General features: G+C 70.0%; 17 protein-coding genes. 9 read left to right on the top strand and 8 right to left on the bottom strand.

What is annotated here, in order from left to right; translation table 11 throughout:
• Window positions 1-45: 45 nt before the first annotated feature.
• Window positions 46-1,353 (bottom strand): hypothetical protein, encoded by a 1,308-nt coding sequence (locus OV208_RS38790; RefSeq protein WP_267579006.1) that lies wholly within the window; start codon window positions 1,351-1,353, stop codon window positions 46-48.
• An 89-nt stretch (window positions 1,354-1,442) separates the two neighbouring features.
• On the opposite strand from OV208_RS38790, the gene OV208_RS38785 reads away from it, so the two are divergent.
• A complete protein-coding gene (locus tag OV208_RS38785; RefSeq protein WP_420715089.1) occupies window positions 1,443-4,634 on the top strand; it encodes a hypothetical protein in 3,192 nt (1,063 codons plus the stop codon).
• A 1-nt stretch (window position 4,635) separates the two neighbouring features.
• Here the strand turns inward: OV208_RS38785 and nadD are convergent, their stop codons facing one another.
• From nadD to OV208_RS38760, 5 genes are all read right to left on the bottom strand, one after another.
• Window positions 4,636-5,208, bottom strand: coding sequence for a nicotinate (nicotinamide) nucleotide adenylyltransferase (gene nadD / locus OV208_RS38780; RefSeq protein ID WP_267579004.1), 573 nt, complete (start codon window positions 5,206-5,208; stop codon window positions 4,636-4,638).
• A gap of 10 nt (window positions 5,209-5,218) precedes the next feature.
• Window positions 5,219-5,896 carry a hypothetical protein gene (locus tag OV208_RS38775; protein ID WP_267579003.1) on the bottom strand — a complete coding sequence of 226 codons (678 nt, stop codon included), beginning with the start codon at window positions 5,894-5,896 and terminating at the stop codon, window positions 5,219-5,221.
• A 7-nt stretch (window positions 5,897-5,903) separates the two neighbouring features.
• The gene (locus OV208_RS38770; RefSeq protein WP_420715092.1) at window positions 5,904-7,094 is read right to left on the bottom strand and encodes an exo-beta-N-acetylmuramidase NamZ domain-containing protein; all 1,191 of its coding nucleotides are present in this window, start codon (window positions 7,092-7,094) and stop codon (window positions 5,904-5,906) included.
• A 47-nt stretch (window positions 7,095-7,141) separates the two neighbouring features.
• Entirely contained in the window at window positions 7,142-8,539 is a 1,398-nt protein-coding gene (locus OV208_RS38765; protein WP_267579001.1) for an adenylate/guanylate cyclase domain-containing protein, read from the bottom strand.
• 78 nt (window positions 8,540-8,617) lie between these two features.
• Window positions 8,618-9,364: a hypothetical protein gene (locus OV208_RS38760; RefSeq protein ID WP_267579080.1), complete on the bottom strand. Its 747-nt coding sequence runs from the start codon at window positions 9,362-9,364 to the stop codon at window positions 8,618-8,620.
• A 75-nt stretch (window positions 9,365-9,439) separates the two neighbouring features.
• On the opposite strand from OV208_RS38760, the gene OV208_RS38755 reads away from it, so the two are divergent.
• The 8 genes from OV208_RS38755 (at window position 9,440) to OV208_RS38720 (ending at window position 23,128) form a co-directional block, all read left to right on the top strand.
• Window positions 9,440-11,845 carry an endonuclease MutS2 gene (locus tag OV208_RS38755; protein WP_267579079.1) on the top strand — a complete coding sequence of 802 codons (2,406 nt, stop codon included), beginning with the start codon at window positions 9,440-9,442 and terminating at the stop codon, window positions 11,843-11,845.
• Window positions 11,846-11,964: 119 nt separating this feature from the next.
• Window positions 11,965-14,199, top strand: a complete 2,235-nt coding sequence (locus tag OV208_RS38750) for a hypothetical protein (protein WP_267579000.1) — start codon at window positions 11,965-11,967, stop codon at window positions 14,197-14,199.
• Between the two features lie 128 nt (window positions 14,200-14,327).
• Window positions 14,328-16,613 (top strand): hypothetical protein, encoded by a 2,286-nt coding sequence (locus OV208_RS38745; RefSeq protein ID WP_267578999.1) that lies wholly within the window; start codon window positions 14,328-14,330, stop codon window positions 16,611-16,613.
• A gap of 164 nt (window positions 16,614-16,777) precedes the next feature.
• Window positions 16,778-17,359 (top strand): DUF642 domain-containing protein, encoded by a 582-nt coding sequence (locus OV208_RS38740; protein ID WP_267578998.1) that lies wholly within the window; start codon window positions 16,778-16,780, stop codon window positions 17,357-17,359.
• A gap of 333 nt (window positions 17,360-17,692) precedes the next feature.
• Window positions 17,693-21,109 (top strand): ATP-binding protein, encoded by a 3,417-nt coding sequence (locus OV208_RS38735; protein ID WP_267578997.1) that lies wholly within the window; start codon window positions 17,693-17,695, stop codon window positions 21,107-21,109.
• Window positions 21,110-21,191: 82 nt separating this feature from the next.
• Window positions 21,192-21,983 (top strand): class I SAM-dependent methyltransferase, encoded by a 792-nt coding sequence (locus OV208_RS38730; RefSeq protein WP_267578996.1) that lies wholly within the window; start codon window positions 21,192-21,194, stop codon window positions 21,981-21,983.
• A 159-nt stretch (window positions 21,984-22,142) separates the two neighbouring features.
• Window positions 22,143-22,661, top strand: coding sequence for a hypothetical protein (locus OV208_RS38725; RefSeq protein ID WP_267578995.1), 519 nt, complete (start codon window positions 22,143-22,145; stop codon window positions 22,659-22,661).
• A complete protein-coding gene (locus OV208_RS38720) occupies window positions 22,658-23,128 on the top strand; it encodes a YdeI/OmpD-associated family protein (RefSeq protein ID WP_267578994.1) in 471 nt (156 codons plus the stop codon). Before OV208_RS38725 ends, OV208_RS38720 begins: the two co-directional genes overlap by 4 nt.
• Here the strand turns inward: OV208_RS38720 and OV208_RS38715 are convergent.
• Window positions 23,119-24,087, bottom strand: a complete 969-nt coding sequence (locus OV208_RS38715; protein ID WP_267578993.1) for a class I SAM-dependent methyltransferase — start codon at window positions 24,085-24,087, stop codon at window positions 23,119-23,121. The two genes, OV208_RS38720 and OV208_RS38715, sit on opposite strands and share 10 nt — an antisense overlap.
• Before the next feature lie 17 nt (window positions 24,088-24,104).
• Window positions 24,105-25,130, bottom strand: coding sequence for a zinc-dependent alcohol dehydrogenase family protein (locus OV208_RS38710; RefSeq protein ID WP_267578992.1), 1,026 nt, complete (start codon window positions 25,128-25,130; stop codon window positions 24,105-24,107).
• Window positions 25,131-25,193 lie beyond the last annotated feature (63 nt).

Below are 25,193 nucleotides of genomic sequence, written 5' to 3'. Positions count from 1 at the left end.
CCCGCCGACCCGGGCGTGCTCCCCGGGCCGGTCCTTCCCCACGAACTACGTGAGGATGATGCGCGAGCCCTGCAGGGCGCGGCGCACGATGGCCAGGGCTTGCTCGGACGCGGCCTCGGCCTCGGTGAGGCGGCGCAGGCAGACGTCGCCGGGCACCGACACGGAGCGCTTGAGGTCCGCCAGCAGCGTGAGCGCCGCCTGGAGCATCTCCTTGCCCTGCGGGGACTCCGCGGCCGGCTGGCCCGCGGCCTTGGACACGTGCTCCGTGAAGCGCTGCACCGCGTCCATCGTCGCGTTCGGGTCGTACTTCTCCAGCAGCGGCTTCAGCCGGTCCGGGTTGATCCGGATGAGGCGCAGCGCGCCGACCTTCTGGAAGGCCGGGTGCACCAGGCCAATCTCCGACATCTCGAACGCGCCCAGCAGGCCCTCGTCCGGCGCCCGGTGCGCGTGCGGCACCACGTCCACGAAGAGCGCCAGCGGATCCGCGCCCTGCTTGAAGGCCGCCAGCTCATCCTCGTCCAGCGGCGGGAAGCTCGCGGGCGTGCCGATGAAGAGCAGCGGCAGCACCACGTCGTGCCAGAACTCCTCCGGCGCGGACCCCGTGCCACCCACCGTGGCCACCAGGTGCGTCATCAGCTCCGCCAGACGGGGAGCGCGCTCGGCCTGATCCGCCAGCGTCTTGCCCACTTCCATCCGCTGGAGCGACGTGACGATCTGCCCCTCGAACTGCTGGCGCGCTTCCGCCGGCAGCGGCGGCTGGGTGCGGCCGAGCGCGTCACGCACGTCGCGCGCGAGCACGTCCGTCTTCGTCTCCAGCGCCTGCTTCGCCTTGGCCGAGTCCACCACGATGAACTGGAGGAAGCCCGGGTCGAACAGGCGCTGGTAGTCCTGGGGCGCCAGCTGCTGCGGCTGCGCGGGGTTCGCGCCAAAGCGCACCTGCCCCAGCGAACGGCGGATGTCGCTGGCCAGGTCGTCCAGCCGCGTCAACTTGCTCTGCGTCAGCGCGTCCATCACCGCCCCGAACGGGGACAGCATGATGATGGCCTGGGGGAAGCCCAGCGACGCGCCTTCGGGGGAGTCGCGGTTGGGGAACCAGAAGGCCTGGTGCTCGGAGATGAGGCGCAGCGCGAAGCCGCCCGCGAGGCCCAGCGCCGCGGCCTGGTGCTCCGGCCGGTTCGCGTCGAACTTGCCGCCCAGGACTTGGAGGACCGTCTTCTCCACGTCCGCCCACGGCGCCTTGACCAGATCGACAGGCTTGCCGTCGGCCTTCTCCAGCGCCGCGGTGAGCTGGAGCTGCGCGTTGTGGACATGCTGCGGAACAGGGAGCGCCTGAGGCTCGGCGGGTTCGGACATGAGAGGGTTCCTGTGAGAGAAGCGACCGCGATCCCTTACCGTGAAAAACGCGTTCGTGGCCACGATTTGTGGCCGCTAGGATGCCCGCCATGTCAGCTTCCAGCGGGTCTGCCCGCCAGCCCGCCCTTCTCGCCTGTCTTCTCTTGCTGACGTCCGGGTGTGCTTTCGTCGCACCCCGTTTCCCGCAGAACGTCCAGGCGTCGTTCGCCCGGGACGACATGCAGAAGCTGACGACGCGGTCGCTGGAGCTGTACTACCCGGCCCACCTGCGGCCCACGGCCCTGCGCATCGCCGCCCGGATGGAGGGCTGCGTGGACCGCCTGCGCACGGAGGCGTGGAGCAAGGCCGAGCGCAAGCGGGTCCTCGTCTACCTGACGAGCGCGGACTTCAACAACGCCTACGTCCAGTCGGAGTTCGCCAGCACGCCGCAGCAGATGGTGCTGCCGCAGCACATGACCCTGGAGCAGTTCAACCTGCTGGGGTTGGGTGAGACGGACATTGGCGACGTGGCGTGTCACGAGTCCGTCCACTACGTGCAGATGCAGCAGGTGGGCGGCCTCTGGAACGTGCTCAACACCCTGAGCGGTGGCCTCTTCCAGCCCAACATCTTCACCGAGTCCTGGTTCCTGGAGGGTCTGGCAACCTACTACGAGGGGCATCTGGGCAAGAACACCGGCCGTCCCTACAGCCCCGTGTGGCGCGGCTGGTGGGAGGGCGCGGTGCAGGCCCGGCGCGGGGAGCTCAACGCGGGCTACCTGTCCCCCGAAAACCGCGCGTTGGAGCCGTTCGGCGGCAACTACCTGAGCGGCATGCACTTCGTGGAGTACCTGGCCAGGACCTATGGCGAGAAGCGCCTGTGGAAGCTGGTGGAGGAACAGGGCAACTCCATCATCCCGCCCATCGCCGTGACGCTGCGGTTCAAGCGCGTGTACGGCAAGGACATCGGCTCGCTCTTCAGCGAGTACGAGGCAAGCCTCCAGAAGAACCTCCAGGTGCGCGAGCGCCCCGCCACGCAGCAGGTGTTGGTGAAGGACGCGGGCTACTTCTCCCGGCTCGCCGCGAACCCGAACGACGGCAGCACGGCGCTCCTGAGCGTGGGCCGCGAGCAGATCACCCACCTCACCGTGCGCGAGCGCGACGGCCGCGAGCGCTTCAGCCGGGCGCTGGTGCAGTTGCTGCCGGGACGAAGGTGGGTGCTGGCCAGCCCGTCGCTCGCCAGTGGCATGACCTTCAGCCGCGACGGCGCGTGGCTGTACCTGGTCAGCGCGGACGTGGACACGGTGGGCAGCTACACGGCGAAGCTGTGGCGCGTCGATGCGCGCACGGGCGACGTCGTGAGGCTGTGGGACGGCCTGGAGGGCATGGGCGGCGACATCAGCGAGGATGGCAAGAGCTACGTGTTCGTGCAGGTGCGCGGCGACGCGGCCAACCTCGTGCGGCTGGATCTGGAGTCGGGCCAGCAGGAGCGGCTGACGGACTTCCAGGCGCACACGGCGCTGGGCCCTCCCGCGACGTCGCCCGAGGGACTGCGTCAGGTGTTCCCCCTGTCCGGCAAGGACGGTTGGGAGCTGGTGCTGCGCGAGCCGGACGGCTCCCTGCGCTGGCTCACGCGCGACGGGCTCTTCAACTATTCGCCCCGGTGGCTGGACTCGGATCACCTCGTCTTCCTGCGCGAGCACGAGGGCCGGCTCCAGGTCCACGTGATGACGGTGTCCACCCGGCGCATCGCCCGTGTCACCGACGCGCCCCACCTCACGATGGACGTGGCGCCCGTGGGCAGCGACTTGGTGGCGTTCATCAACCGCGACGGCACGAACCTCACCGTGGACAGCGCGCCCCTCACCGAAGCCCTGGCCGAGCTGCGCACGCCCCTCGTACCCGTGGCCGAGGCGAACACGCCGCCGCGCGATGCGGACCCAGCATCCACTTCGACTGACGCCCCCACCGCTCCCGTTCCAGGTGCAGCGAACGCGAGCGCGGTCCCTCCTCCGTCAGGTGCCCCCGCATCGGATGATCCAGGGGGCTTCGCTGACTTCCCCGGACAGGACACGAACAGCGTCCCGTCCACCACTCCAGAAGCCCTCACGCAGGCACCCGCCGACACGTCCGTGGCCCCGCCGCCGCTGACGTCCGACCCCGACAGCGACCTGGACGGCCCCGTGGTGCCACCGGCCGTCGTGGGACGCGACGTGGACGTGTTGTCGGATCAGCCCTACTCCACGCTGGAGGGCTTCTTCGTGCCGAACTACCGGGTGCCGTACATCTACACCCTGCCCAGCGACATCGACGGAGAGGACCCGTACCTCGCGGCCGGCGTGGCGCTGGCGGGGCAGGACCGGCTGGGCTTCCACGCGTATTCGCTGCTGCTGACGTACGACACGAAGGAGGAGCAGCCCAGCGTGTCGCTCGCGTACGGCAACGCTCAGTTGTCGCCCGTCTACCTTCAGGTCTCCGCGTCGCGCATCCGCGAAACCGACCGCACCGACCTCCAGGCCACGGCGTTCGCATCGCGCACGTTCTGGACGACGCCGGTACAGCTCGGCGTGATCGCGTTGGACCGCCGCTTCGACGCCACCGACCGACGTCCCCAGCTCATCACGCGCCTCATCGGTCCGGAGGCCGCCGTCTCCTACTTCGCTGGCGAGGGTACGTCCTATGGCGGCACCCAGCGCGGCCTGGGCCTGTCGCTCAGCGGCGCCGTCTACCCGAAGGCCTTCTCGCGCGACTCCACCGTGGGCGACGTGCGCCTGGGCGCGGAGGGCCTCACGGGTGGCCTGCCCTTCACCGGCAAGGACAACCTCCAGCTCTCCGCCGTGGCCCGCTTCCTGCCCGGCGCACCCGACGGCCTGTTGGAAGTGGGAGGCATCCTCCCGGGCCAGGCCTTCTTCACCAGCCGCGACAGCACGGATGAAGGTTCGCTGCCCCTCCAGCTCCAGCCAGGCCTCGCGTTCAGCGAATACCTGCGCGGCTACGAGGACTACACCATCCGAGCGCGCAACGTGCTCATCGCCAACGCGCGCTACCGCTACCGCTTCATCGTGGACTACGGCTGGGCCTCCACGCTGTGGCTCTTGCCGTCCCTCTTCGTCAGCCAGTTCGAACTGGAGGGCTTCGGCACCCTCGCGCGCACGGACAACCGGGACAACCACGGGGCGGTGGGCGGCACCGCCACGCTGCGGCTCACCATGGGGCAGGCGTACGCCTTCGCGTTCTTCTACCAGTACGCGCGCCGCTTCAACGACGGCCTGGGCGACCTGCACCTCATCGGCGTGAGCTTCTGAGTCACTTCGCCTGGAAGCGCGGGACGGCCAGCCCGAACAGGCCCGCCTCGCGCGCCACCTTGAGCACGCCGGCCGGCACCAGCTCCGAAGGCTCCATGCCGCGCGCCAGTTGCTCGCGCACCTGCGTGGAGGACACCTCCGCCAGCGGAGGCCCCACCGTGTTCGGCGCCGGATAGCCCGCGCGGTAGAGCACCAGCACGCGCGCCATCCGCTGGATGCGGTCGAAGTCCTTCCAGTGCGGCAGGTCCCTCAGGATGTCGCTGCCGATGATCAGCGAGAAGTCGATGTCCGGGTGACGCGCCACCAGGAACTCCAGCGTGTCCACCGTGCGCCCGCCGCCGCCCACCTCGCGCTCCACCTGGCTCGTCTGGAGCCAGCCGGAGGTCTCCTGGCAGAGCGCGTCGCACATGCGCACGCGCTGCTCGAAGGACTCCAACTGCTTGCCGAACGGATGGTGGAACGTGGGCATCAGCCAGACGGCCTCCACGCCCTGCGTCGCATGCACGTAGGTGGCCGCCATCAGGTGGCCCACGTGTGGCGGGTTGAACGAGCCTCCTAGCAGCGCGACCTTCACGGCGGGCCTCTTATTTGACGGTGAGCTTCGTCGAACGCGAGTCGACCTGGAGCACCTGCGGCGGCAACACCCGGTGCCCATCCAGCCGGAACGCGGAGAAGCTCAGGTTGCGCTCCGCCTTCTCCAACAGGCCGCACGTCTGCTCCGCCGCGCCCACCAACCGGCCCGGCGTCACGAAGTAGCGCGGACCAATCTGCACCACCTTGGGGTCCGCCTCCTTGCCGTGGATGAACACCAGCGCGTTGAGCAGGTCGTCGCGCACCAGGTCGTTCTTGTCGTGCACCACGCAGCAGAGCGTGTCCCCCACCAGGTCCATGGCCTTGTTCGCCACGGCAGGGTCCCGGTACGCCAGCGAGTCGCGCTCCGGCACGCGCACGAAGCGCTCCATGACGAGCCGCCGGTCATCCTCGGAGGCCACGTCCGCGGGCGCCTCGCCATACGCGGGCGTGCGCGGCTTGCTGCCCTCCTGGGGCGCCACCAGCCACTGCGTCACGTCCGCCAGGAAGTCCGAATCGGAGTACTCGCGCCCGCCCCGGCTCTTCTGGCGGCGCCAGAGCACCCACTCATCCAGGTCCGTGTAGCGCCCACCGACGAAGAGGAAGCGCCGCGCGCCCTTGGCCCGCAGCAGCTCATAGGCCGCGTCGAAGGCACCGAGGTCGCCATGCGTATCGGAGAAGACGCCAATCACGTGGAGGTCACCGCCCCACAGCGTACAGCAGGGCGGGCTCCCGGTGCTTCCGGAAGGCCTCCGTCTGGAGGGCGAACCCCTCCAGCATCCGCTCCAGGCTCCACCCCTCCTCGATGCCACGACGCACCTGGTCGGTGCCGCACAGCAGGTCGAACGCGGGCACGTCCTCCACGAACTCGTACGCGTCCGCCCGCCAGTCGAAGTGCTGGGGGCCAATGTCGTGCAGGGCCTGGAAGATGGCGATGCCCGTGCGCAGCGGCTGGAAGGCGCGCCGGTCCGTGACGTGGATGAACGCCCCGCTGCACGACTCACCCTTGTACTTGTCGAACGTGGGGGTGAAGCCCACCGGCCGGAAGGCCACGCCCGGCAGGCGCTCCTTGTCCAGCCGAGCGAGCAGCGCGTCCGTGTCCACCCACGGCGCGCCGAACTGTTCGAACGGGCGGCAGGTGCCGCGCCCCTCGGACACGTTGGTGCCTTCGCCCAGGCACATGCCCGGGTACACGAGCGCCGTGTCCGCGGTGGGCATGTTGGGCGACGGCGGCAGGAACGGCAGCCCCGTGTCGCTCCAGTGCATGTCGCGCGTCCAGCCCTCGCACGGCACCACCGTGAGCTCACAGCCGAAGCCCTCCTGCGAATTGAACAGCCGCGCCAGCTCCCCCGCCGTCATGCCGTGGCGGTTGGGCAGCGCGTACAGGCCCACGAAGGAGCGGAAGCGCTCCCCCACGAGGTTGCCTTCCAGCGTCACCCCGTCCAGCGGGTTGGGCCGGTCCAACACGTAGAACGGCACGCGCGCCTGGGCGGCGGCCTTCATGGCCAGCGCCATGGTGTAGACGTAGGTGTAGTAGCGGCTGCCCACGTCCTGGATGTCGAACACCAGCGCGTCCAGGCCCTTGAGCCACTCCGGGCGCGGCGAGAGCGATTCGAAGGTGGAGCCATAGAGGCTGTACACGGGCACGTCGGTGCGCCGGTCGCGCGCCTCGTCCACGGCCACCATGTACTGGGCCTCTCCCCGGATGCCGTGCTCCGGGCCAAAGAGCGCCGCCAGCTTCACGCCTTCGGTGCCCGCGAGCAGGTCCGCCAGGTGGCGGAAGCGCGAGTCCACGCTGGTGGGGTTGACGATGGCGCCCACGCGCTTGCCCTTGAGCGCGGAGAAGCCCTGCGCGGCCCACACATCCAGTCCCGTCTTCACCTTCGTCACGGTCATCGCCTCGTCCCGTCCCACGCGCGTCGCGGGGTCGGGGGAATTCAGTTGGCGTCCAGGCGCTTGAGCGCGCTTTCAGCGGCCTTCTTCGAATCGCAGTTGGACTTGAAGAAGTTCCCGGAGGCGCGGCCGTCGTCGTCGCCGCCACTTTCGGCCAGGGTCTCCAGCGTGCTTCGCGCGTCCTCGAGCTTCAGCTCCGCCGCCGTCCTCACCGCGGCGACCCGCGTCCAGCAGTTCTCGTGCTCCAGCAGGGAGACGACGCGCGACACAGCGTCGTCATTCCCCTTCTTGGCCGCCTGGCCGTAGTCCCCCATCGCGCCCGACACGTTGCCCTGGGCCTCCGAGAGCCGTCCGGACAGGTACAGGCGCCGCCCCGGGTCCTTCTCCGCGTCGATGTACTTCTGCGCTTCGTTGGAGCGCCGGGTCTTCTCCATCCCCGCCGTGCCTTCCACCGCGGTGATGGCGCGCATCGGGGCGCCCTGGACCCACAGCACCGCGACGAGTCCCAGCAACACCACGCCCACCGCCGCCGCCAGCATCGTCCACTTCTTGCGCTGCGCGGGCGTCATCTGGGCATGGGCCTCACGCCCCCGGGCCCAGAGGGCGCTGCCCGCCGTGTGCGCCTGACGTCCCAGCACCGAGGCCCTCTGTCCGACGACCACCGCGCCCTCCGCCGCGCGCTGGCCCAACACCACCGCGCCGCTCGCCGCCTTCTGCCCCAGCACCACCGCGCCACCCGCCGCGCGCTGGCCCAGTTGCGCCGCGCCCTGCCCGAACTGGGCCGCGCCCTCCGCCGCGCGATGTCCCAGGGCGCTGAGGTCCATGCCCTCCTCGGACACGCGTGACAGGGCCAGGTTGCCGAACGGCGGCAGCGCGGCGGCCTCCTCTTCGGAAACCACCAGGCCCGGCGAGGGCGCCTCGACGCGGTAGGGCGCGCGCGGCACGCGGAAGACGCGGATCTTCCCCGGGATGCCCTTCAATTCGAAGGCGCCCACCTCCTGCGACGGCACCTCCGCCTTGTTCATGGCCAGGTAGACAGCCTCGGTGAAGAAGACCTCGTCCGCGTCGGTGATGCCCTCCACGCGGGCGGCGATGTTCACCGGCTCGCCGAAGATGTCATTGGCCTCCACCCGCACCTCGCCCACGTTGACGGCGACGCGCACGTGGAGCTGGTCGTCCGGCAAGAGCGGGCGGTTGTGGTGCCAGAGCTGATCCTGGATGGCGATGCCACTCAGGACGGCCTGGGTGGGCGATTCGAAGGTGACGAGGAACGCGTCGCCAATGGTTTTGATGATGCGTCCACCGAACGCCTTGAACAGCGGCGCGAGCAACGCCTCATGCACCTGGAGCAGTTGCTGGTTCTCTTCCAGCGTCTGCCGACTGGTGCGTTCGGTGAAGCCCTTGATGTCGGTGAAGACGATGGCGAGGTTGGCGGTCTTCAAGGCGGGCGCAGTGTATGCAGCGCGTCGCGCGAAGCAATCGCCACGGCCAGTCCGTCCAAAGGGGAACCTACCGCGTCGTCAGCGCTTCGAAGGTTTGAGCACCCGCATGGGGCGCTTCTCCGGGGCAGCGAGCTGCGCCCTCACCTTCGCGGCGAGTTGGGGCCTGGCTGTCCGGTCGTAGAACGCGGCCAGCGTGCGGAGGACGCCCGGGCTGGTCGGCTGGGCATCGCGCGCGGCCAGGAACTCCCGCTCCGCGTCCAGCACCCGCCCCTGCTTCTCCAGCACCGCCGCCAGTTGCAGGCGCACCTGCACCCACGCGGGCTTGGACTTGGACAGCGGCCGGTAGTGCAGCTCCGCCTTGAGCCAGTCCCCCACCTGGGCCCAGAGGCCCGCGAGCCGGAAGCGCGCATCGTCATAGGACGGGCGCAGACCCACCGCCTTCTCATAGGCGCGGATGGCGTCGAAGGGGGCGCTGCGCTCCTCCAGGAGCTGTCCCCGGAGGAAATGGACCCGGGGGTTCTCCGGAGCCTCGCGCCAAGCCGCGTCCAGGTGCGCCTGGGCCCGGTCCAGCTCCGGGGCGCTCCCCGCCTTGAGCAGCAGCCGCGCGGCCTCCAGCCGGGGCAGCTCCCACCGGGGCTGGGAGAGCACCAGTTGCTCCAGGGCGGCCAGGGCCCCCGCGTCGTTCCCGGCCGTCTCCAGGGACAGGGCGTCCGTGAGCGGGCTGGGCGTCGCCGGAGCCGCGGGGGCCGCCGGAGCTGTCAGGACCGGAGGAGCCGGCGCGTCGGAGGCGCCCGTCAGCAACGCCGCCACGAGAACCCACATCATGCCCGGCAGATAGCAGAGCCAGGTGGGCCACCTCAACACTTCCCCTTGACGGACACCCGGCCGCGCATGAAACCCATGACCGTGCAGATCTCCCAACGAACGCTGGAAGACCTTGGTTTCTCGGAAGTGCTCCGCGCCCTGACGCAGCGCTGTCGCACGGAGCCAGGAAGGGAGCGAGTGCTTGCCCGCCCGTTCCACGACACCGAGGCGGAAGTCACCGAAGCGCTGGCCCTCGTCGAAGAGGCCCGCTTCCTCTCGCAGCAGCAGTTCTCCATGCCCCTGGGCGGCGTGACGGACCTGCGCACCGCCGTGGGCCACGCGGAGAAGGGCGGCATCCTGGAGCCCCGTCAGCTCATCGACGCGGCCCAGCTGCTCTTCGCCTTCGCGAGGACGCGGGAAGCGCTGGACGAGCGCAGGGAGAACGTCCCCCGGCTGGTGGAGATCTCCCGGCGCCTTCCCTTCCTGGAGGCAATGGCGCGCCGGCTGGACCAGTGTTTTGAACCGGACGGAGAGATCTCCGATCGCGCCAGTCCGGAGCTCAAGGAAGCCCGCGACAGGGCGCGCGGCCTGCACCGGCGCATCAAGACGCGGCTGGACGAGCTGCTGCACGACGAGGCGTTCATCCCGAAGCTGCGGGAGAACTACTACACGCTGCGCAACGGGCGGTACGTGGTGCCGGTGGTGTCCAACTACCGCTCGGAGGTGGACGGCATCGTCCACAACGCCAGCCAGACGGGGCAGACGCTCTTCATGGAGCCCCAGGCGATGGTGGGCCTGGGCAACGACCTGGCCATCGCGCAGTCGGAGGTATCGGAGGAGGAGCGCCGGGTGCTCCAGGAGCTGAGCCAGCTCGTGGGCCGTGAATCCTCGCGCATCCTGGAGGGCCTGGAGGCGGTGGCGGAGCTGGACGAGGTGGAGGCCATCGCCATCCTCTCCGCGGACCTGGACGCCACCACGCCCATCTTCGTGGACGTGACGGAGTTGCAGCTTCGCGGCCTGCGCCACCCGCGCCTCGTGCTCAAGGGCACGGAGGTGGTGTCCAACGACGTGACGCTGACGGGGGGCGCCCGGGCGCTGGTGGTGTCCGGCCCCAACGCGGGCGGCAAGACGGTGACGCTGACGGGCGTGGGGCTGTGCGCGCTGATGCTGCGCGCGGGCCTGCCGGTGCCGGTGGCGGAAGGGTCGCGAATGCCGCTGTACCGCTCCGTGCACTCCACCGTGGGCGACGCGCAGGACCTGACGCAGGGCCTGTCCACGTTCAGCGCCCACGTCACGCTGCTGCGCGACATCCTGGCGGTGGTGGGCCAGGACTCGCTGGTGCTCATCGACGAGATCGCGGCGGACACGGATCCGCGCGAGGGCGCGGCCATCGCCATCGCGGTGCTGGAGGAGCTGTTGGGCAAGGGCGCGTATGCGCTCGTCACCACGCACCTGGAAGAGCTCAAGGCGCTGGCGCACATGGATCCGCGCTTCCTCAACGCGCGCGTGGGCTTCGACTCCAAGCGGATGGCGCCCACGTACCGGTTGCAGATGGGCGCGGCCGGCCAGTCGTCCGCCATCGACATGGCGGCGCGCGTGGGCCTGCCCTCGAGCGTGTGCGAGCGCGCGCGCGAGCTGTCGCTCAACGCGGGCGGACCGCTCACCAAGGCGCTGGCGGCGGCCGAGGACGACCGGCGCAAGCTCTACGAGGAGCTGGAGAAGGCGCGCATCGCCGCGAAGGAAGCCGAAGCGCTGCGCGCGGAGCTGGAGAAGCAGAAGGTGGCCTTCGAGCGCGAGCGCAAGGGCCGGATGATGCAGTTCAACGAGGACGTGCACACGGCCAGCGAGCACGCCGCCCAGGAGGTGCGCGACCTCTTGACGAAGCTGCGCTCCGAGCAGAGCGAGAAGTCGCTCTCCGAGGCGCGCATGCAGTTGCAGCAGCGCGCGGACGAAGCGCAGAAGCGCGCGGCGGCGGCCAAGGCGGAGCTGTTCCAGGTGGAGGCGCCGGGCCCCGCGAACCTCAAGGTGGGCGCGTGGGTGCACCACTCGGGACTGGGCCGGGACGTGGAGATCCTGGAGCTGACGGACGGCCAGGCGGTGGTGTCCGCGGGCGGCGCGCTGAAGATGCGGGTGGCCACGACGGAGCTGTCCGGCTCGCGCGGCAAGAAGCCCCAGCAGACGAAGTTCCCGGAGCGCCAGAAGGGAGAAGCGGCCCTCAAGCGCGCGGCCTCCGCGGCGCCCGCGCAGGTGGATGCCACGAACTTCCGCTGCGATGTGCGCGGCATGCGCGCCGACGACGCGCTGTCGCAGTTGGAGTCGTTCCTGGACCAGGGCCTGCGCCGGGGCGAGGAGGCCGCGTTGATCATCCACGGCCACGGCACCGGAGCGCTCAAGCAGGCCATCCGCGACCACCTGGCCGCATCGCCCTACATCCGCATGTTCCGCCCCGGCGAGGGCCATGAGGGTGGAGACGGCGTGACCGTGGTCGCACTGCGAGGCTGACGGACGCACCGCAGGGAGTCGGGGTCCACCGGGCCCCGCTCCCTGTCGTCGGCAGCGGCCACCCTACCCTCCGTGGCGGCATTCGGAGGGTGGCGGCGTGTTGAGTACACTGCGGAGCCATGTATCGGCTCTGCCTGCTGGGATGTGTGTTGCTGCTGGGCGCCTGTCGCGAGACCCTCCCTGAAGAGGGCGCGCTTCGCGTCACCGTGAAGTACAGCGAGTCCTATCCCCCGGCCTGCGTGCGCGTCGAAGTCCAGGATGCCCAGGGCCACAAGGAAGGGACGGACATCCCCAAGAACCAGTTCCAGGAGCGCGCGGAGCGGGAGCTCCGGGTCGCGGTGCTCCGCAAGGCGGAGTGGGAGCAGGCGCTGAGCATCACGGTGTCCTCGTTCGACCTGAGCGAAGCGGGCCGCTGTGCTGGCGACGAGGTGGAGCGGCGCACCAGCGAGCAGCCGGTGCCCGTGCCTCCGAAGAAGTTCTCCCAGTGGGACATCCAGCTCATGGCGTCGGACGTGGATGGCGATGGCCATCTCTCGGGGGCCACGTGGGACAAGGCCGCTGACTGCGACGACAACGACAAGGCCTACAACCCCGGCGTCAAGGAGTCGTGTGGCGGCTCGGTGGACTACAACTGCAACACGTTGGTGGGTTGCCAGGAGTCGGGCTGTCGCGCCATGGCCTGTGATGACGGCAACCTCTGCACCCAGGGAGACCACTGCGAGGGGGAAGGAAAGGAAGGCAGTTGCATTGGCACCCCCCTCCAGTGCACCCAGCCGAGCAATCTCTGCGACGCGCGCATGACGTGCCAGCCCACCACGGGCCTGTGCGAACCAAGCGAGTTCCCGCAGGGGAACAGTTGCGACGATGGAAACCCCTGCACGCTTGGGGATAAGTGCGGCGCCGGAGCCTGCGCGGGCACTGAAATGCAGTGTCCGGCGGGCAATACCATCTGCCGGGAAACCGGCGGCACGTGCAACCGGGCGACGGGGGTCTGTGATTACAAGCCCCTGCCGAACACGGCGACCTGTGATGACGCGCTGACGTGCACCACGCCCGACACATGTGACGGGAGCGGAGCCTGTGTTGGAACGCCGACCACCTGCGCGGCCCCGGCCCAGTGCCTGCGGCTCGCGCAGGTCTGCACCACCGGCGCGGACTGCCGGTACGAAGCGGATCCCGCGCTGCTCAACACCGTGTGCACCGTTTCCGCGGGAGTGCCGGGCGTGTGCCTGCCGACCGGCGCGTGCAGCCCCTTCCCCTACCCGACCTCCAACTTCGATCCGAGCACCCTCGCCGCAGCGGACATCCAGGGGCTCAAGACCACTGGCAACGTGACCCTCAACTCCGACACGCTGACGTGGAATCCGCCCGGCAACGTGCAGAACTCCGCCCAGCTCAAGTTCAAGATCCTGTCCCCGGGCACCGGCGCGCCGGATGTGGCCCTGCTCCCAGTGGCGACCCTGGACCTGGGGGGTTCGCTGACGCTCGTGGGTTCGCGCGCCGTCATCCTGGCTGTGTTCGGGAATGCCACCGTGGACCAGCCCATCTTCGTCAACGGCACCGCGATGGCGACCGGCGCGGGGGCCAACCAGCAATGCGGCGGCGCCACCGGATCCAACGGGCAGTTCACCAGCCGCAAGGGCGGAGGCGGCGGCGGCGGTGGCGGTGGCACCGCGGGCAAGGCGGGTGGTCGGGGCTACGACAACGGTGGCCTGCCGGGCGCGGGCGGCTTCGCACGGGCCACGGCGCCGGTTCCCCTCATCGGAGGTTGCCCGGGTGGCGACGGTGGTGAGCTGGGCGTCGCGATGGCGGGCAAGGGCGGAGCGGGGGGCGGCGCCTTCCAGCTTTCGGTCGCGCGCACCCTGACCGTCACCAGGCGGATCACCGCCAGTGGCCGTGGCGGTGGGGGCGGCACGGGCAGCTCCAGCGCGGGAGGGCCGGGAGGCGGCGGCGGTGGCAGCGGAGGCAGCGTGGTGCTGGAAGCCTTCAAGGTGACCCTGACCGATGATGCCCGGCTCACGGCCAATGGCGGCGGCGGCGGCGAGGGCGGCACGGCGAGGAACAACAACCAGGACAACGGCGACGCGGGAGCCAACGGCGCCGACGACCAGAGCACCCCGGCGGCGGGCGGACAGAGCACCAGCGTCAGCGCTGGCAACGGCGGCGCGGGCGGCGCGGGCACGACGCCGCCTCAGGCTGGCAGCAATGGCGAACTCCAGAACAGCTACGAAGGCGGTGGTGGCGGAGGCGGAGGCGCCGTCGGCTTCATCCATCTGCGCAGCGTCCAGAGCTGCTCGACCGCCGGTGGAGCCGTGATCAGCCCGCCTGCGGTCGGCGGCTGCCAGACGCCCTGAACCACCGCTGGAGGCAGCCCGGGAGCCGGGGTCCCAGCGACCCCGCTCCCTGTCAGTGACACCCCACCCTCTCACGCCTTCGCGACAGGATTCGGAGGGGCGAGACGTGTTGGGTACAGTGCCGCGCTATGTATCGGCTCTGCCTGTTGGGATGTGTGTTGCTGCTGGGCGCTTGTCGCGAGAAGGCCCCTGATGAGGGCGCGCTCCGCGTCACCGTGGAGTACGGCTCCTACAAGCCTGCGTGCGTGCGCGTGGAGGTGCAGGACTCGCAAGGTCCGCGCGGCGAGACGGACATCGTCCAGGCCCAGTTCAAGAACGACGCGACGAAGCAGGTCCTGGTCGCGGTGATCCGCAAGCCTGAGTGGGACCGCGAGCTGAGCGTCGCGGTGTCGTCGTTCGCGACCATCCAGGGCAACCGCTGCGACGGGCCCGCCGTGGAGCGCTTTCCGAGCAAGGCCCCCATCCCGATTCCGCCCAAGGAGTTCGCCCGCTTCGACGTGAAGCTCGTGGCGGTGGACAAGGACCAGGACGGCTCGCCCTCGTCCGTGGGCCTCACCTGGACCGGGGATCCCGACTGCGATGACGAGCAGAAGGACGTCCATCCTGGAGCCGAGGAGCAGTGCAGCGAAACGGTCGACTACGACTGCGACAAGTTGAAGGCCTGCGCGGATCCAGATTGCTCGTTGAAGAACTGCACGGACGGCGACCTGTGCGCCACCAACAAGGTCTGCGTCGGTGTCGGAGAGGCAGCGAAGTGCAGCGGTGGCACTCCAGTCACATGCCCGACGGCTTCTGACGTGTGTCAGCCCCAGCTCGCCTGCCAGCCCAGCACGGGGGAGTGTGTCCCGACCGGCCCCATTCCCTCGGGCATTGCTTGCGATGACGGCAACCCCTGCACGACCGGGACGACCTGCGCCAACCTGAAGTGCGTTGGAGTTCCGGTGCTGTGCACCACCCCCGCCAGCACCTGTCAGGACTCCACGGGGACCTGCAACCCGGTCAACGGTAGCTGTGTCTATCCGCCCAAACCGATCATGACGAGCTGCATGGACGGTGATGCATGCACCACACCCGACCGCTGTGATGGAAGCGGGGTCTGTGTCGGAAGTCCCACTCCATGCACGGCCCCGGTGTGCCAGAAGGTGCTGAGCGGCTGCGTCGCCCAGGGCACCTGTCAGTTTGAAACGGATCCGGCACAGCTCAACACGCCGTGCGGCGAATCCCCCACCGGGCGCCCGCGCGTGTGCGACGCGACGGGGGCCTGTGTGCCGTTCCCCTATCCCACGAGCAACTTCGCCGCGAACGACATCCAGCCGACGGACATCCAGGAACTCATCACCACGGGGGACGTGGTGTTCGACACCGACAATGGATCGTCCGGGACCTGGACGCCCCCGGAAGCCGTCTTGACCCTGGCGGACCTCAAGGTCCTGCCCGTGTCACAGGCCGGTGGCCTTCCCGATGCGTTCCTCATCCCCGTGCGCACCCTGCAACTGGGCGGGACGCTGCGCATCGTGGGCTCCCATTCCGTCATCCTGGCCGTCTTCGGGGATGCGACGTTGAACCATCCCATCCTCGTCAATGGACGCTTCGAGAACGGGACGATGCTTCCGGGCGCTGGCGGCCACCAGTCCTGCTCCAGCTCCGCTGGCCAGGACGGAAGCTATGGCGGAGGCCGAGGCGGCGGGGGTGGCGGCGCGGGTGGAGGAACCTCAGGCGCCAAGGGCGGTACGGGAGACAACGCGGGCGCGACGTCAGGCAATGCCGGCTCCGCCCGAGGTAGCGCCTCCACGCCCCTCGTCGGCGGTTGTGCGGGAGGGGCTGGAGGCGGCATGCCGAACGTGCGGGGCGGACTGGGTGGGGCCGGAGGAGGTGCTGTCCAGATCTCAGTCTCCAGAACACTGACCGTTGCGACGCGCATCTCCGCGAGCGCCGCGGAAGGACTGGGTGGCAATGCCCAGGCCTCGAGCCCGGCGGGCGCGGCGGGAGGTGGCGGCGGCGGCAGTGGCGGCCTCGTGGTGCTGGAGGCCTTCCAGCTGAAGCTCACCGGTGACGCCCTCCTCACCGCGAACGGTGGCGGAGGAGGTGAAGGCGGCGAGCTGGCCACGGGCATCGGAGGAAGTACGAACAACGGAGCGAACGGACGCGGTGGCTCCGAAACCTCCAACAGCGTCGCGGCGGGAGGAGCCGGGCAGGCCGGCAATGGGGGCGATGGAGGCGACGGTGGAGCAGGAACCACCGCGCCCAAGAGCGGTGGCGTTGGAACATCCATCCTCGGCCTCGCTGGCTCAGGAGCCGGCGGTGGCGGTGGCGGCGCAGCGGGACAGATCCACCTGTTCAGCATGCAAACCTGTACCCCGCTCACGGGCGCGGTGATCAGTCCTCCCCCCACGGGCGCATGCCCCCTGCCCTGACCCGCTCGCACAGCAGCCAGGGCAGCGAGCCTCAAGTGTGAAGTTTCACATACTTGAAGTGAAACCATGTATCCTGTTTTCCGCCTGCCTTTGACCGCGCGGGCGGGTCTCGGGGACCCCGATTGTCTTCGCGCGTCAATCACACATCAGGGGGAATACATCCTATGAATCGCAATCATTTCATGCGGCGCGGCGCGGCGCTGGGTCTGGGCTTGTTCGCGCTGGCGGGCTGTGGGGGCCCGGACGCCGTCATCAATGATCCCGACCTGGGCAACGTCGAACAGGGCGTCAACGTCGCCTCGAACGGCAGCTTCGAGGTCAACGTCATCGGCAACGTGAACTACTCCATCGTGACGGGCAGCTCCGCCCTGCCTCCCTGGACGATCACCGCCGGCATCAAGGTGCTGAAGGCCAGCTACAAGACGCCGCAGGCGGGCGCGCAGTCCATCGACCTCAACGGCGCGGGCGCGGGTTCGCTGTACCAGGACGTGCCCACCGTCGTGGGCCAAGGCTACACGGTGACGTTCTACCTCTCCAACAGCCCTGGCTGCACCACCGTCTCCCGGTCGGCCACGCTGAACTACGGCCCGTCCACGACCAGCTTCTCCAACGCCTCCGCCACGTGGAGCCTGCGCACCTACGTCTTCAACGCCAACAGCACCACCTCGCGCATCCAGTTGACCAGCAACTCGGGTGGCGTCGGCTGCGGTCTGGCCATCGACAACCTGCAGGTCAACGGCCCGTGAGGCTCGCGGCCCGCTGAAAAGCAGGCCGTCGCCCGTCGCCCCCTTCGGTCCGCCGTCCCCGCACCGGGGCGGCGGTCCGTTTTCGTCGGGGGCATCCCCCACGCAGGGTGTGACCCGGGCCCCGGACGTCCCGGACGGTGGCGTTCATCGATGCACTTTTCGATACCGCCCTCGTTCCAGCGCACTGGCCATCCGCGCAGGGAACCACGAAGTTCGACCTCCCGGAGACCTGCCCGGGGCGACCCGCGTGCCCGTTCCCACGGCCCGCGACGCCGCCCTCCGGGAAGGTCCTCCACCTTCCGCCGGGGAAGGGGGCCCAGGGCGTGGAGGCGCATGAGCGCGGTGGATGAAGTGCTGCGGGGTGGGGGTGCCTGTGGCGCCCTGATGCGACAGGTGGACTGGGCGGCCACGGCCCTGGGGCCGGTGGAGTCCTGGCCCCAGTCCCTGCGCACCTCGGTGGGCATCGTGCTGGCGGCGAACTACCCCCTCTACGTCGCGTGGGGGCCCAGGTTCGTGCAGCTCTACAACGACGCGTACCGGCCCATCTGCGGCAGGACGAAGCACCCCGCGGCCCTGGGTCAGGAAGCCGCCGTCACCTGGCCGGAGGTCTGGGGCATGCTGGGCCCCGGTTGGGAGCGCATCGCGGCCACCGGCGAGGCCATCTTCGTCCAGGATTTGATGATGCCGCTCGACCGGAACGGCTTCGTCGAGGAGTGCTACTTCACCTACAGCCACTCGCCCATCCGCGACGAGTCGGGGGGCGTGGGCGGCATCTTCGCCGCCCTCACCGAAACCACCGCGCAGGTGCTGGGCACGCGGCGGCTCGACACCCTGCGGCAGCTGGGCGCATCCACCGCCGACCTCTCCACCGCGGAGGACGCCTGCCGCGAGGCGCTCCGGGTCATCGGCACCGACCCGCTCGACGTGCCCTTCGCCCTGCTCTACCTCGTGGACGACGCGACCGGCACCGCGCGGCTGGCCGGCACGTGCGGACTTCCTCCAGACCCGGCATCCCTGGCGCCTGGTGCGATCACACTCCCGGAGGGACTCCCGAGCGAGTCAGCACCCTGGCCCCTGGGCTCCGCCGGTCGCACCGCCCCCCCCTTGAGATGGGAGCGGATGCCCACGCCGTCGGGCACCGTGGCGGCGGGGCCGTGGCCGGAGGGGACGTCCTCCGCGTGGGTGCAGGCGCTGCCCCGCGTCGGACATGCGCGACCGGCGGGCTTCCTGGTGACGGGCCTGAGCCCGCGGCTGGCGCTCGATGAGAAGTACAGCGGCTTCCTGGAGCTGTTGGCCCGAGGCGTGACGACGGCGATCAACAGCGCCCGGGCCCGCGAGGAGGAGCGCCGCCGCGCGGAGTCCCTGGCCGCGCTGGACCGCGCGAAGACGGACTTCTTCAGCAACGTGAGCCACGAGTTCCGCACGCCCCTGGCGTTGATGCTCGGCCCCGTGGAGGACGGCCTCCAGGATCCGGTGGAGCCCCTGGGCCCCCGCCAACTGGAGCGCCAGCGGACGGTGCACCGCAACGGGCTGCGGCTGCTCAAGCTCGTCAACACGCTGCTGGACTTCTCCCGCATCGAAGCGGGCCGCATGCGCGCGGCCCCGGTGCCCACGGATCTCGCCGCGCTCACGCAGGGCCTGGCCAGCGGCTTCCGCTCCACCCTGGAGCGCGCGGGCCTGACGCTGGAGGTGGACTGTCCCCCGCTGCCCCACGCCGTCCGCGTGGATCCGGAGCAGTGGGAGAAGGTCGTCCTCAACCTCCTGTCCAACGCGTTCAAGTTCACCCACGCAGGCGGCATCCGCGTGAGCCTCCGCTGGAGGGACCCGGAGGTGGTGCTGAGCGTGGCGGACACCGGCACCGGCATCCCCGCGGAGGAACTGCCACGCATCTTCGAGCGCTTCCACCGGGTGCAGGGAGCCCGGGGACGCAGCTACGAGGGCAGCGGCATCGGCCTGTCGCTGGTGCGGGAGTTGGTGAAACTGCACGGCGGTGACATCCACGTGGAGAGCGTCCCCGACCAGGGCAGCACCTTCACCGTGACACTTCCCACGAACGGGGAACCGGCACCGGCGCCGCTTCCGCGAAGCACCGGGACGACGCCCGCATCCGGATCCGCTGAACCTGCGCCGAGGACTTCGCCAGGCACGGCCATGTCCGCGTTCCTGGAAGAGGCGTCCGGTTGGCTGGAGGCGCCGCCGGGTGAAGCCATCCCGGTCCTGGCGCGCGACGGCGACCCGACACCGCTGCCGAGGGGCATCGGGGGCCACATCCTGTTCGTGGATGACAACGCGGACATGCGCGCGTACGTGCGCTCGCTCTTGTCGGACCGCTTCGAATTGACGCTGGCGGCGAACGGGCTGGAGGCGCTGGAGGCCTGCCGGGACCGGGTGCCGGACCTCGTCCTGAGCGACGTGATGATGCCGGGGCTGGATGGCTTCGGCCTCTTGCGCAGGCTTCGCGAGGACGCACGGACGCGGTACGTGCCCATCATCCTGCTGTCGGCGCGGGCCGGCGAGGAGGCCACGGTGGAGGGCCTGCGCATGGGCGCCACCGACTACCTGGTGAAGCCGTTCTCCTCCCGCGAACTGCTGGCGCGCGTGGAGGGCAACCTCGCCGCGGCCCTGGCCCGCAGGGAACAGCGCCTCGCGGAGCAGGAGCGGGAGAAACTCAGCGCCGTGGTGGAGCAGTCCTCGGACCTCATCGGGATTGGCGGACCGGACGGCAAGGCCCTGTTCGTCAACGAGGCGGGACAGCGGATGCTGGGGCTGGAGGGCATGGACGAGGTGCGGCGCACCCACCTGCTCGACTACTTCCAGGAAGAGGACCGCCGCTACGTGCGCGACGTCATCCTCCCGAAGCTGCGCGAGCATGGCCGCTGGGACGGGGACTTCCGCTTCCGCCACTTCCGCACCGGCGCCACGGTGCCCGTGCACTACAACTTCTTCATGCTGCGCGACGCGAAGACGGGCGAGGACATGGGCATCGCCACGGTGAGCCGCGACATCACCGAGCGCCACCGCCGCGAGGAGGATGCGCGGCTGCGGGCGGAGTTCGAGCAGCAGCTCATCGGCATCGTCAGCCACGACCTGCGCAACCCCCTCAACGCCATCCTGTTGTCGGCACACGCGCTGCTCCAACGCGACGACCTGGGCGAGCGCGCCACCAAGAACACGGGCCGCATCATCAGCAGCGCCGAGCGCGCCAACCGCCTCATCCGCGACCTGCTGGACGTGACGCAGTCCCGGCTGGGCGGAGGGCTGCCGGTGCACCGCCGCCCGATGGACTTCCACGAGGCCACCCGACAGGCCCTGGAGGAGGTCCAGGTGGCGTTCCCGGAGCGCCAGGTGGTGCTGGAGCAGCAGGGCGACGGCCATGGGACGTGGGACGAGGAGCGGCTGGGTCAGGTGGTGCAGAACCTGGTCACCAACGCCCTTCGCTACGGCGACGCGGAGTCCCCGGTGCGGGTGACCACGCGCTCGGCCGGGGACGACATGGTGCTGGAGGTCCACAACCGGGGCCGCCCCATTGCCCCGGAGATGCTGCCCACGCTGTTCCAGGCGATGCGGCGCGGACAGCACGACGAGGACCGGGCGTCGCGCAGCGTGGGGCTGGGGCTCTACATCGTGGAGCAGGTGGTGCGCGCGCACGGCGGCCACGTGGTCGCGACCTCGAACGCCGAGGCCGGCACCACCTTCAAGGTCCGCCTGCCACGCGTCGCGGCCGTGCACGCGCACGACATCGTGTCCTGAGACACCGCACGCCACGGTGCGCAAACGAACAGGAGTCCTCCTTTTCAGCGGCAAGGGACGGCCCCGGACGTATAGATCGCGCATGCGCAATGCACTGATGGCTGCTTCGTTCCTCGTCCTCGCGGGCTGTTCCCACTCGACGTCCACGGCCCCGTCGTCCCCTGCTTCAAACTCCGATTCCCAGCCGGCGCCCGTGTCGGCGCAGGCGCTGGTGGACGCCCCGGATCGCACGGAGGCGGACCGGGCGCTGGACGCCGGCCGGCACCCCGCGGCCCTTCTTGAATTCGCGGGCGTGCGGCCCGGCATGAAGGTCGCGGAGCTGATGGCGGGCGGCGGCTACACCACGGAGTTCCTGGCGCGCGCGGTGGGGCCCACCGGAAAGGTGTACGGCGAGAACCCGAAGGTCGTCCTGGAGAGGTTCGCGGAGAAGCCGTGGCAGGAGCGGCTGGTGCGTCCGGTGAACCAGAGCGTGGTGCGCGTGGACCGCGAGCTGGACTCGCCGCTGCCGCCCGAGGTGAACGACCTGGACGTGGTGGTGAGCAACATCATCTACCACGACACCACGTGGCTCGGCGTGGACCGGGCGAAGATGAACACGGCGGTGTTCCAGGCGCTCAAGCCCGGGGGCGTCTACGTCGTCCTGGATTCGAGCGCGAAGGCCGGCACGGGACTCGCGGACACGCAGAGCCTGCACCGCATCGACGAGAAGCTGGTGCGCGAGGAGGTCGAGGCCGCGGGCTTCAAGCTCCAGGAGGAGAGCAACGTCTGGCGCAACCCCGAGGACACGCGTGACTGGAGCTCCAGCCCGGGCGCCGCGGGCGCACGCCGGGGCACGAGCGACCGGTTCGCGCTCAAGTTCGTCAAGCCGGGTTAGGCCCTGCTCCGAAGCGCTCGCGCGGATGGGATGCCCCCTCGCGCGAGCGCCTTTCACCAACCTGCCCCTGCTGCTGGATGGGAAGCCTCCGGGTCATCCCCCTCGGGGCCTTCGTCCTCTCACCCCGCCGTGAGCAACGCGGATAGCATGAGCGCCGCCATGGCCTCTTCCCATCCGCCCCCTCAGACAGCCGCCATCATCCCGTATGTGAAGGAGCGCCTGTTCGCCGCATTGGCGGCGTCCGGACTCTTCATCTTCGCGTGCGTGGCGCCAGCGATGCATGTGATCACCGTGAGCTCCAGCTCCCAAACCAACGAGCGGGACATGGCGGGTCTCGAGTTGCTGGCGGTCGGATGGATGGGCGTGTTCGCCTTGAACGTGGGTTGGTACGCGAACCCGCTGCTCGCCCTCGCCCTCTTCCTGCTCGTGCTGGGCGCGGACCGGGGTGCGCTCGTGGTGGGGACGATCGCCGCCATCGTGGGGGCGTCCTCTCTTTCCTGGTACGTCCATCCCCTGCCGGCGGACGAGAGCGGAGGCCGAGACATCGAGCTGCTGTACCCCTCCCTCGGGTTCGTCTGCTGGATGCTCAGCCTGTTGATCGTTCCCTTCACTGCCCGGGAGCTTTCCTCCAGGCTCACGGCATCAGCCCCCGCGCCGACACCGGAAGCCACACCATGACGAAAGCGAAGAAGCAGACCTTCACCGCGAAGCTCGAAGAGGCCAACGGGGTCGGAGGCCGGTGGGTGATCTGTCCGTTCGATGGGCGCGAAGTCTTCGGCGAGGCACGGGCGCCCGTGGTCGGCACCGTCAACGGACATCCCTTCCGCAGCCGGCTGATGGTGTACGGAGGCAAGACGTGCCTGGGGTTCATCCAGGCCGTGCGCGACGCCGCCGGCATCGAAATCGACTCATCGCTGCGCATCGTGCTGGAGCGGGACGAAGCGCCTCGCACGGTCGAAGTGCCAGAAGCCCTGCAACGTGCGCTCGACGCCGAGCCTGCTCTTCGCGACGTGTTCGACGGGCTCGCGTTCACGCACCGGAAGGAGTTCGCGCAGGCGGTCGCCGAAGCGAAGCGTGAAGAGACCCGCGATCGCCGCGTGGCCCAGACGCTGGAGAAGCTGCGCGCCCGGGCCGCTCAGTCCTGAGCTGCACCTTCCTCGGCTGCGCCCTGCCCCCGCACCGCCGTGAGCAGCAGGTCGTACTTCCCGCCCAGGAACGTGCGGAAGCCGTGCTGGTGCAGGTAGCGACGGTAGAAGGACAGGTCCTTCACCAGCAGCGACAGGTCCGGTTCGCGCAGGTTGCGCACGCGCGCGCCGTAGATGACCTCGCCGTCACGGAAGCGTGAGTTGGGAAAGCCCAGCACCAACGACGCCTTGGGCTCCAGGTGCTCCTGCACGAGCTTGCGCAAGAGCGCCCGGTCATCCACGCCGGGACTCTGCAACGTGCCTACCGACACCACCGCGTCGAAGCGTCCCAGCTCCGCCGGCAGCGCATTCAGGTCCGCCTGCACGAACACATGGCGCGCGTCCGGGAACGCCCTGCGGGCCTCGTCGATCGCGCTCGCGCTGTGGTCCACCCCCACGAAGCGGACACCCTCCACCGACTCGAACGCGGCCAGCTCGTCGCCCCGATTGACGCCCAGGTCCAGCACCCGAGCCCCCGGAGGCAATCGCAACCGCTCCACGGCTTGCAGCCACGGCACCAGGAAGCCCGCGTCCTCGAACTTCCGCACGCGCGCGAAGTCGGACTCCGCGCCATAGCGCTCCTGGGGTGATTCCGAACGCTCCCCGCTGCCCGCATGCCACGGTGCCTCCGCCCCCAGCGGCTCGAAGGTGAGCAGCACGTGCGTGTCATCCGCCGCGCGAGGCGTGCGCAGGCGACAGGACAGACCTTCCGCCAGGTCGCACCAGCTCCGCAGCGGCCGATGGACGAGCCCACCCTCCAGCCCGACGCGCTCACCCGGATACTTCCCGAGGCCCAGGTCCGGATCCGGAACCTCGATGGACACCGGACCCGCCGACGCCAGCGAGGCCTCCAGGTGACGCAGCACGAGGACCAACGGCTCGGAGTGGAAGCGACGCGGGGGAACAGGAGGGCGCGACATGCCCTCCACCCTACCCCTCAGTGGGACTCCACCACGATCTTCCCGAACGGCCCCCGCTCCAGGTGCTCCAACGCGGCAGGCAGGTCCTCCAGCCCGTATCGCCGGTCGATGACCGGCTTGAGCCCCAGCCGATCCACCCCACGCACCAGCTCCTCCAGCGACCGCCGGTGGCCCACGTTGATGCCCCGGACGGTCGGCTCCTTGAGCAGCAGCGGCGCGGACGGGCCCGTCACCGTGAAGCCCTCGAACACGCCAATCACGGAGATGCGCCCATGCAGCGCCACCGCTTCGATGGAGCGCCCCAGGTGCGCGCCACCCACCAGCTCCAGGATGTGGTCCACGCCCCGGTCCGCCGTGAGGCGGTAGACGGCCTGTACCCAGTCCTCGCGCTCGCGGTGAATGAGGTGCGTCGCGCCCAGCGCCTTCGCCCGCGCCAGCTTGTCGTCGCTCCCGGAGGTGACGAAGACGTCCGCGCCCATGGCCCGCGCCAACTGCAACCCGAACAGCGCCACACCGCCCGTGCCCTGCACCAACACCGTCTGTCCCGGACGGACGGGGCCGTATTCGACCAGCGCGGTCCACGCTGTCAGTCCCGCGCAGGGCAAGGTGCTCGCCTCCGCCGCATCCAGCGTGGCGGGAGCCTTCACGAACCAGTCCGCTGGAAACGCCACGTACTCCGCGAGGACACCCGGATGCGAACCGCCCAGCATCACGTACGGCGGCACACGCGCCGAGCCATGGCCCGGGCCGTCCAGCCGGCCGGGGGAGAAGGTGGAGATCACCCGGTCCCCCACCGCGAACCGCGTCACGCCCGCCCCCACGTCCGTCACCACGCCCGCCAGGTCCGAGGCCGGGGTGAAGGGGAAGCGTTGTGACGGGCCCACGCCGGACTCGATGGCGCCCTTGTCGCGGTAGTTCAGCGACACGGCGGCCACCTTCACCCGCACCTCGCCCGGTCCCGGCTCAGGAAGGGCCACGGTCTTCAGGCGCAGCCGCTCACGCCCCGGTGCATCCATCTCCCAGCGCTTCATCGTCGTCGTCACCACGCACGGCTCCTTGCGGCAGGTTCGCGGTGGGAAAGCTATTGTCGAAGCTGCATCCACGGT

The organism is Corallococcus sp. bb12-1 (genome assembly GCF_026626765.1).
Lineage (GTDB): Bacteria > Myxococcota > Myxococcia > Myxococcales > Myxococcaceae > Corallococcus > Corallococcus terminator.
The sequence above is the reverse complement of the archived record's forward strand: the minus strand, read 5'-3'. Positions and strand labels throughout refer to the sequence as shown.